7 protein-coding genes are annotated in these 9,336 nt (G+C 49.6%); 5 read left to right on the plus strand and 2 right to left on the minus strand.

Annotation, left to right across the window (positions count from 1 at the left end; all coding sequences use genetic code 11):
- Together yhbH and L5656_RS09175 are read right to left on the minus strand one after the other, a co-directional pair.
- The coding region (gene yhbH, locus L5656_RS09170) for a sporulation protein YhbH (protein WP_297202173.1) at positions 1-1,106 on the minus strand (1,106 nt) is incomplete at its 3' end.
- A gap of 104 nt (positions 1,107-1,210) precedes the next feature.
- A complete protein-coding gene (locus L5656_RS09175) occupies positions 1,211-3,103 on the minus strand; it encodes a PrkA family serine protein kinase (protein ID WP_297202176.1) in 1,893 nt (630 codons plus the stop codon).
- Between the two features lie 397 nt (positions 3,104-3,500).
- Between L5656_RS09175 and L5656_RS09180 the strand changes: the two genes are divergently transcribed.
- From L5656_RS09180 to L5656_RS09200, 5 genes are all read left to right on the plus strand, one after another.
- A complete protein-coding gene (locus L5656_RS09180; RefSeq protein ID WP_297202179.1) occupies positions 3,501-4,238 on the plus strand; it encodes a glucose-6-phosphate isomerase family protein in 738 nt (245 codons plus the stop codon).
- Between the two features lie 173 nt (positions 4,239-4,411).
- Complete coding sequence (locus L5656_RS09185; RefSeq protein ID WP_297202182.1) at positions 4,412-5,143, plus strand: FadR/GntR family transcriptional regulator; 732 nt, start codon at positions 4,412-4,414, stop codon at positions 5,141-5,143.
- A 96-nt stretch (positions 5,144-5,239) separates the two neighbouring features.
- Positions 5,240-6,454: an MFS transporter gene (locus L5656_RS09190; protein ID WP_297202186.1), complete on the plus strand. Its 1,215-nt coding sequence runs from the start codon at positions 5,240-5,242 to the stop codon at positions 6,452-6,454.
- Positions 6,455-6,584: 130 nt separating this feature from the next.
- Positions 6,585-7,967, plus strand: coding sequence for an FAD-binding oxidoreductase (locus L5656_RS09195; protein WP_297202189.1), 1,383 nt, complete (start codon positions 6,585-6,587; stop codon positions 7,965-7,967).
- 6 nt (positions 7,968-7,973) lie between these two features.
- Positions 7,974-9,221 (plus strand): (Fe-S)-binding protein, encoded by a 1,248-nt coding sequence (locus L5656_RS09200; RefSeq protein WP_297202192.1) that lies wholly within the window; start codon positions 7,974-7,976, stop codon positions 9,219-9,221.
- Positions 9,222-9,336 lie beyond the last annotated feature (115 nt).

Here is a 9,336-nt window from a genome sequence, read left to right on the forward strand (position 1 = left end):
GCGTAATATACATCGCTTTTTTCTTTTATGGAGACAGTCACCAGCCGGGGATCTTGGATCCTCTTAAAAACGTTCATCAAAGTACTCGTACGATAGTAAGGGTTTACTATTTCACCGTAACCGAACTGGTTTACCAGGGGAAGTATTTTTTGGATAAGTTCTAAACACAGCTCATTATCAGAGGGTAAATTGTCTCCGTCGGAAAAATGAAAGGGGTAAATATTGTAGTCATGCGGCGGGTAGCGCTGTTCAATTAGCTCCAGGGCCAGGCGGTAAGCCGAAGAGCAGCGGGTGCCCCCGCTTTCACCTTTAGAGAAAAATTCCTTTTCAGTGACTTCCCGGGCCTGAGTGTGATGGGCGATGAAAACTATCTCCACGTGCTCGTATTTAGTGCGTAAAAAGCGTACCATCCAAAAAAAGAAGGCGCGGGCGATATATTTCTCGTAAGTTCCCATGGATCCAGAGGTATCCATCATGGCCAGCACCACGGCACTACTTTCTTGTCTGATTTTTTCTTCCCACGTCTTAAACCGCAGATCTTCGGGCTTAAAATCGCCTATATAAGGGTGGCCTAGCCGGGCGTTACGCTTGAGATTTTCCAAAAGCGTACGCTTTCTGTCTAGATTCGCCATTAAGCCGGCGCGCCTTATGTCTCTAAATTCATAGGTTAAGGCTACTTGCTCGGGCTTCTTTTTTTCCTCCCAGTTGGGGAGCTCCAGGTCGCGGAATAAAAGCTCTTCTATCTCTTCTAAAGTTACCTCCGCTTCGTAGTAATCTATGCCTGGCTGGTCACCCGCTCCTTTGCCAGAACCTCCTCCAGCCCTTCCTTCCCGCGCGATAACTGTTCCCTTCCTTGTATTTCCGCTTCCTTGACCTATATGGCGGCCCTGGTTTGGATTAAAGCGGAAACGGTATTCTTCCAGACTACGGATGGGAATTTTTACCACCTTGCTCCCGTCCGCCATAATTATGCTTTCCTCGGTGATGAGCTGAGGCAGATTTTTCCTTATAGCTTCTTCCACTTTTTCTTGGTGACGTTGCTGGTCCAGGTAGCCCTTCCTCTGGAGAGACCAATCTTCACGGGAGATAACAAAATCAATTTGCATGTTTTTCCACTCCCTGAGCTGCTAACACTTAGCTTCACTGTAGAGAACGTCCGGAGGAGAAGGATGAGAAAGTAAAGAGTAGCCTTACGGCAAGGACGACTCTTTTAACGGTTGAGCAAGCTTCCTACATATTTTAGGAGTTCATTGGCGCAGATGGGGCAGTAGCCGTGTTCGGAAATAAGCCGGTCGATGACGGCATTGATACGCTTGAGTTGTTCAGGGTCGGGATTGCGGGTAGAGGTGGTGATTTTAACAATATCCCGCATATCGGCAAAAAGCTTTTTTTCAATAGCTTCCCGCAGGCGCTCATGGGAATTATAGTCAAACTGCTTGCCCTTCCGGGCATAAGACGACAGGCGTATGAGGATTTCCTCCCGGAAGGCTTTTTTGGCGTTTTCCGTTACCCCAATCTGCTCTTCAATGGAACGCATGAGCTTCTCATCCGGGTCTAGCTCCTCACCCGTGATGGGGTCTTTGACCTTGGTGCGATTGACATAGGCTTCTACGTTATCTAGGTAGTTATTGAAAAGGGCACGGGCCGATTCCTCATAAGAGTAGATGAAGGCCCGCTGGACCTCTTTTTTGGCTATTTCGTCGTATTCCTGGCGGGCTAGAGCGATATAGTTGATCAGTTTTTCCTTTTCTTCCTTAGTAACAGAAGGAAGCTGGTCTAGCCCCTCTTTCAGGGCTCTAAGAATGTCCAGCGCGTTAATACATTTAGTATCGGAGGTGATGAGGGCGCTAGCTATACGGTTAACTACATAGCGGGGATCTACGCCGCTCATACCTTCATCCTCTGCTTCACTCATGAGTTCTGCCACATCCTTTTGCTGGAATCCTTCTACATCTTCTCCGTCGTAAAGCTTCATTTTTTTGATGAGATCCATACCCTGCTTTTTAGATTCCTTTAACCGGGAGAGGATGGAGAAGACCGCGGCTGCCCACAAAGCATAAGGCGCAATGTGGACGTCGATATCGGCCTGCCGGATCAGTTTCTCGTAAATCTTAACTTCTTCGCTCACCTTTAAATTGTACGGTATGGGTAAAACCCACAAGCGGGATCTCAGGGCTTCATTTTTCGGGTTGCTGATGAAGGCGCGGTATTCAGCTTCGTTAGTATGAGCAATGATTAATTCGTCGGCGGATATAAGGGCGAAACGGCCGGCTTTGAAGTTTCCTTCCTGGGAGAGGCTTAAAAGATTGTAAAGGAACTTTTCATCGCATTTTAGCATTTCCTGGAACTCCATTATCCCCCGGTTGGCTTTATTCAGTTCACCGTCGAAGCGGTAGGCCCGGGGATCGGACTCGGATCCGTATTCGGCTATGGTGGAGAAGTCGATACTCCCCGTCAGATCTGCGATATCTTGGGATTTGGGGTCGGAAGGGCTGAAAGTACCGATGCCTATTCTTTTTTCTTCCGAAAAAACTATGCGCTTTACCGGTACTTCTTCTATCCGATTGCCGTATTTTTCTTCCACCATCAAGCTACAGTAAGGGCAAAGATTACCTTCAATATAAATACCGTATTCTTCCATAAACTCTTGGCGTAGTTCATGGGGAATAAGATGAAGAGGCTCCTCGTGCATGGGACAGTCTTTTATGGCATATACAGCTCCTTCGTCCTGCCGGGTATAACGCTCTAAACCCCTCTTAAGGAGGTTTACCAGGGTAGATTTACCCCCGCTTACGGGGCCCATGAGGAGGAGGATGCGCTTGCGTACGTCTAACCTCCGGGCAGCAGCATGGAAGTATTCTTCTACTAGTCTTTCCAGCGTCCGGTCTAACCCGAAAAGTTCATCCGCGAAAAAGCGGTAGCGCTTTACCCCGTTGACCACTTCTACGCCTGCAGAAACGATCATATCATAGATGCGGGCATGGGACAGCCGCGCTATCTTGGGGTTCGCGATAACCATTTCCAGATAATCCTTGAAGGTTCCTTCCCAAGTAAGTTTTTTCTCTTCCTGGCGGTATTGCTCAAGCCGTTGGAGGATCCTCATAAGACCCTTCCCCTTCCATAAAGGGCTATTAATATATTTATGAGGAGACGATACGAAAAAGAAGGTAACCCCTGGGAGTGTACTACAAGAAGGAAACGAACGTTTAAAGAAGAAATAAATATAAGGGTGCCCGCCTTGATATTCGTAATGCGTTTAGCTTCCGCCGTTGAAGCTTTCCGGAATACTAAAGGAAAGAGGAGCGAAGAGAAAGACTTAAAGGTTAAGAGGAAAAGCTATAAGAAGAAAAGCTAAAAGCGCCTTTAGAGTGAGGTAGGAAGAAAAAAGTGGAATCTAAGGAAGGAAATAACCAAAGGTTACCGAAGGTTATTGGTGAGGAGAAGCATTATAGGGTATAATGTAGCCGGCGATTTATCTTTAGACCGAGGGAGGTTCTTCCATGCTACCGGGCAAGGATTTTACTGTTAGAGCAGACGGCCTCCTGGAATTTGCCCCGGGGATTATCCATCCGGAACCGGATATTCGCCGCTTGGCTGACGCTTTGCCAGTTTTATATGCCCAGAATATAGCGCCCAGCGACCGCCCTCTTTATTACATGTACCGGGGGGTCTGTTGGGCTAAGGATGAGCCCGTTTTTGTTCAGCACGAAATACGTTACGACATAACGGTGATTCTTCCGGGCACCATAGAAGGGGAATATATAAAGACAGTGGGGCACTTCCACCCGTTAAAGCCGCATTCGGCAGAAACCTACCCCGAATACTACGAAGTGTTGGAAGGAGAAGCACTTTATCTTTTGCAGAAGAACAACCGGAGCGGCGACGTAGAGGAAATCATAGCCGTAGAAGCTAAAAAGGGGGACAAGGTATACATACCTCCCTCTTACGGCCATGTAACTGTAAATCCCGGCTCCGGTATTCTGGTCATGGCTAATTTAGTAGAAAGAAATTTTTCCTCTTTATACGCTCCTTTTCGAGATAAAAGAGGAGCTGCCTATTACTACTTGCAGGGACAGGGGGAAAAGGGCGAATTTGTAAGAAACCCTAATTATCAAAACTCTGTGGCTCTGAAACTTATGGCAGCACCCAGCCTGCCCCAACCTACACCAGTTGTTAAAGGCAGAACCCTTTATGAAGCTTTTTTGGCCGACCCGGAAGCTTTCAAGTTTTTAAAATAGGTATTAGTCGTGGCGAGCCCTGGGTAAGTTTGAACCCGGGGCTTTTTTGTGGTAAGTTTTCGGGATGAATAGGAAACTTATTAGTGGGCAGAAGGATTCCGGAACCTGTATGTAGAATGACAATATCTATACCTTTACATATAAGATGACCAGATCATTCCGGGAGTGAACCTATGTCAGGCCCCTTCACTATTCGTAAAAAGAAGCTTTATGAAGAGGTAATGGACCAAATATCACGCCTCATTGAAGATGGCTCTTACAACGTCGGTGACCGCCTGCCACCGTTATCCGAATTAAGCGAGATGTTCGGGGTAGGTAAGCCAACCTTACGAGAAGCGTTGAGCGCTTTGGCGGCAATAGGAGTTTTAGAGATAAGGCACGGGAGCGGGATTTTTGTAAAGCGCTTGCCTCTAAAACCCCAGTACGAAATTCTTACTCAGCTTGGACAGACTGATACTGAAAACCTCTTGTACTGGCTGGAATTTCGACGGGCCATGGAGGCGGAGACGGCTAGACTGGCGGCTGAACGCCGTACAGAGGAAGAAATTGAGGCTATTGAGGAAGCCCACCGGCGCATGGAAGAAGAGATCGCTCGAGGGGAAACAGCTTCCCATTGGGATTACCTTTTCCATCACCGCATTGCTGTAGCTACCCATAACCCTATTTTTGTTCAGCTTAGTCTAAACAACGAATACATGTTGGAGAAATATTTTATTTTAAGTCTGCGCCAGTCCCGGGCTACACCTTGGCGTCGAGAGATGGTTATTCTTGAGCACGGGAGGATCTTGGAAGCCATCAGAAAAGGCCGCCCTTTGGAGGCACGTCGCGCCATGCTGTATCATATTGAGAATACCATTCGCAAAGTCAAGTTTCTAGAAGAATTGAGCCAAGAAACAGATAAGTAATTGACTATAAAGCGTTCAATTTTTGTTCAAACGGTTAGGTACCTAAAAGCCGAAGAAACATTAAGAGCAAGACGATCTCGAGGGAGCCCTACTGTTATGGAGCAATGGAAACATAACCTCTACATTGCTGTAGCCGTTCAGCTAATGGTGACTGGTACCTTTCAGATAGTCACTCCCTTTTTGCCTTTTTTTATTTCTGAGCTAGGTGTGACGGAGCCTGAAGCCGTGCAGCGCTGGAGCGGCATCCTCGTAGGCATCAACGCCCTTTTTACGGGGCTTTTTTCACCTTTCTGGGGAAGCCTTTCCGACCGTTACGGCCGCAAGCCTATGCTTATACGCTCGGCGGCGAGCATCGCCCTTTTTACCTTTCTGACCAGTCTTTCTACTAACGTTTATCACGTGTTGCTTTTTCGGATACTCTTAGGAGCTTTCAGCGGTTTTTCGGCTGCTGCTCTTTCTCTAATAGGGGCCATGGTTCCGGAGACCTATCTAGGGTATTCGGTAGGTCTGCTCCAAGCAGGGCAGGTGTTAGGCTTGCTGGTTGGTCCCTTGCTGGGAGGGGTTTTGGCAGATGTTCTTTCTTACCGTTATGTCTTCCGGTTAGGCAGCCTCCTGGCTGCAATAGCTACTTTTTTAGCTCTGCGTTACATTAAAGAGGATTTTCGTCCCGTAAATACTAGAGAGGCCTCCCGATCTTGGCCTTTTCTTAGCTTACGCTGGCCTTCAAGTATATGGATAATGTTTACAGTGATTTTTTTATCCCAATTTGCTACCCGGGGTGTGGAACCCTTGATACCCCTGTATGTACGGGACTTAGTAAAGGAGTCCTCCGCCCTCAATACCCTGGCAGGGTTATCCATGGCTGTACAGGGCGTCTCTTCTGTACTGGGCGCCGTCGCCGTGGGGAAGCTCGCAGAAAGGGTAGGGTATAAAAGGCTTTTGCTGTTTAACTTATTTATGGCTAGTATTTTATACCTTCCGCAGGCTATGATTGAAAGCATAGGGCTTTTTATATTTTTACGGTTGATCCAGGGGTTCTTTTTGGGAGGGCTACTGCCCTCTGCTAATTCTCTCATTGCCCTTTTTACCCCGGTGGAGAAAAGGGGAAGTGTATACGGGTTGACCTCGAGCGCCTTCTTTTTCGGTAATTTTTCTGGGCCTTTGGTAGCCGGATTTTTAGCCTCTCACTGGGGGCTTAAGGCTATATTTTACGTAGCTACAAGCCTGCTAGTTTTAAACTTGATGTGGGTGGTCTGGGAAGTGCGTGAACCGGAAAAGGAAACTGAACAAGGCCAACGGTTTCACACCTAGCCGGAAGGTGTATAGTACCTTTTGCGGGAATACAGTTTATAGGTTAAACGTGTCACCTGTCGAAGAGTTAGACAGGGGGGCTAACGTAAGAGGCTAGAGAGGTTCCCTTAGGAACTGGAGGCGAAAGCAAGTGACGATAAAGCGAGCGTCCTTTATAAAAGAATTGGAGCGGCTGGTGGGGGCAGAACGGGTATTTTCCCACGAAATAGACCTGCTATGCCATTCCTACGATGGGACCTTTTTAGAGAAAACCCCTGACCTGGTAGTAAGGCCTGTAACCACCGAGCAGGTATCCGGCGTGTTAGCCCTGGCCCACAAGGAGGGCGTGCCGGTGTATCCCCGCGGGGCGGCAACAGGTTTGAGCGGGGGCACCGTGCCCTTGAGGGGTGGGATAGTCCTGGATTTGACTGCGATGGATAAAATTTACGAAATAAATCAAGAAGACATGCTGGCCGTGGTAGGCCCTGGAGTCGTTACCGGCCACCTGCACCGGGAAGTAGAGGCTAGGGGGCTTTTTTATCCGCCCGATCCCAGCAGCTCTGATTTTTGCACCATGGGGGGTAACGTGGCTGAATGCGCGGGCGGCCCGCGCGGTCTAAAGTACGGTGTTACCCGCGATTACGTTCTGGGTCTCGAGGTGGTACTGGCCGATGGCCGGATTATCCGCACCGGCGGTAGGACCATAAAGAACGTGACGGGTTACGACCTGACACGGCTTTTTGTGGGGTCAGAGGGGACCCTGGGGGTAGTTACTGAGATTATCGTCCGGCTCATCCCCAAACCTTCGCATGTCCGCACTTTGCTGGCCTGTTTCAAAGATTTGGTGCGGACGGGTGAGGCGGTTACCGCAATTTTGAGTGCGGGAGTAATCCCGAGGACCCTGGAGATAATGGATGCGGTCTCTATCTCCTTGGTGGAGCGGTTTGCCTCCTGCGGTCTGCCCTTGGATGCTGAAGCAGTATTGCTGATAGAAACCGACGGGAGCGAGCAGGAAGCCACTGAGGCAGCCGAGCTAATAGTAAGGCTATTGCGGGAGGTGGGCGCTCAAGACATACGCCTGGCTAAAGATGCAATAGAAGCCCAAGAGCTGTGGAAGGCCAGGAAGTCCATATCTCCTGCCATAGCGAAGATCAAGCCGACAAAGATCTCTGAAGACGCTACTGTGCCGCGCAGCCGGGTAGCAGAGATGATAAAGCGCCTGGGACAGATACGCCAGAAATATGGCATAGACTTGGTCATCTTCGGGCATGCGGGGGATGGCAATCTTCATCCGAACATCGCCTGCGATCGGTCCGATCCAGAGGAGATGGAGAAGGTAGAAAAGGCTATTGGGGAGATATTCGAGGCTGCCTTGGAGCTCGGGGGAACCCTTTCTGGCGAACATGGGATCGGAATCCTCAAAGCCCCCTATTTGAGGCGTGAGCTGGGGCCAGCTTACGAGGTTATGCGCACTATCAAGAAGGCCCTGGACCCGGACAATATTCTTAATCCCGGCAAGATTTTCGCTGAGTGATGCCTTATGGATAAGCTTAAAACAATAGACCTCCAGCTAGAAAAATGCTCCAAGTGTGGTACCTGCCGTGCGCATTGCCCTGTATTTAAAGTATTGAAGGAGGAACCCTACGTAGCGAGGGGCAAGGTGAGGTTGGCTCGCTCCTATCTCAAGGGGGAGATTACCTTTTCCCGCCGCCTGGCAGAGGTTTTTGAGCACTGCCTTCTGTGTAAGACGTGTAGCGCTGCCTGTCCCAACGGGGTAGAGGTTGATGCTGTGGTCATGGCGGTGAGAGCCGCTGTTGTCCGGGAACGGGGCCTGCCGCTTTGGAAAAGAATAGCTTTTCGCCGCATACTGCTCGATAACCGGAAGCTGACCATACTTTCCCGGATGTTACGTTTAGGTAGGAAGCTGGGTATGGCTAAGGTTTTCCCCTCACGCCTGTCCCGACCGGAAAGGCTTCTGCCTTTACCCGCCGCAGTACCGTTCAGAGCTACAAACCGGACTGTCTACAGTCCTAGCAGTACTCCCAGGGGGAGGGTAGCCTATTTTACCGGTTGCATGACTCACCTGTTTTTCCCGCAGGTAGGCCGGGCAGTAGTCAAAGTACTCAATTCCTTCGGCTTTGAAGTTATTGTTCCGGAACAATTTTGCTGCGGTATACCTGCGCTAAGCCACGGCGATGTCGAGACCTTCCTAGAGCTCGCCTGCAAAAACATAGAAAGCCTAAGCAAGGAGGCGGTCGACTACATAGTTACCGACTGCGCATCGTGTACATCCACTTGGCGGCTTTACAGCCAGTGGGTAGAAGGAGAAGCGGCGGCCGCATTATCTGCCAGGGTACTAGACTTTTCGTCTTTCTTGATACGGGAAGCAGACGATCGATTGCAGCACTTGGCGTCACTTACTGGCATGGCCGAGGAGAGACTAACGGTGGTTACCTATCACGATCCCTGTCACCTGCGCAAGGCTTTAGGCGTAATGGAGCCGCCTAGACGGGTTATAAAGAGCCTGCCAGGTGTACGGTATGTGGAGATGCAGGAGGCGGATTCTTGCTGCGGGGCGGCGGGCTCCTACTGCTTCCTTCATTACGACATGGCAAGGGAAGTGGGAAAGAGAAAGATAGCCGCTGTATTGGCGGCCGAGCCTTGCGTGCTAGTCACGCAATGTCCATCTTGCATGATGCAGTTAAAACATGGGCTCGAGGAGGCGCGCAGTCCGGTGAAGGTTCAACACCTGGCAGAGCTAGTGGCAGAGGCTTTGCCGGGTTTTTAAATATGAGGAATGAACCTGGAGTGGGGGATTTATGGTAAGACTGCGCGGAAAAGAGATTATTCATAGTTGCCGGAAGTCGCCACCGGGGCTTTAGCGTAATTGAAGTGCTCTCTGT

It is taken from the genome of Thermanaeromonas sp. (genome assembly GCF_021890735.1).
GTDB lineage: Bacteria > Bacillota > DSM-521 > Neomoorellales > Neomoorellaceae > Thermanaeromonas.

What these genes read in the sequence shown, in the direction of transcription:
- L5656_RS09175 (WP_297202176.1), bottom strand. Translation starts at nt 3,103, where the DNA reads ATGAGGATCCTCCAACGGCTTGAGCAATACCGCCAGGAAGAGAAAAAA.
- L5656_RS09180 (WP_297202179.1), top strand. Translation starts at nt 3,501, where the DNA reads ATGCTACCGGGCAAGGATTTTACTGTTAGAGCAGACGGCCTCCTGGAA.
- L5656_RS09185 (WP_297202182.1), top strand. Translation starts at nt 4,412, where the DNA reads ATGTCAGGCCCCTTCACTATTCGTAAAAAGAAGCTTTATGAAGAGGTA.
- L5656_RS09190 (WP_297202186.1), top strand. Translation starts at nt 5,240, where the DNA reads ATGGAGCAATGGAAACATAACCTCTACATTGCTGTAGCCGTTCAGCTA.
- L5656_RS09200 (WP_297202192.1), top strand. Translation starts at nt 7,974, where the DNA reads ATGGATAAGCTTAAAACAATAGACCTCCAGCTAGAAAAATGCTCCAAG.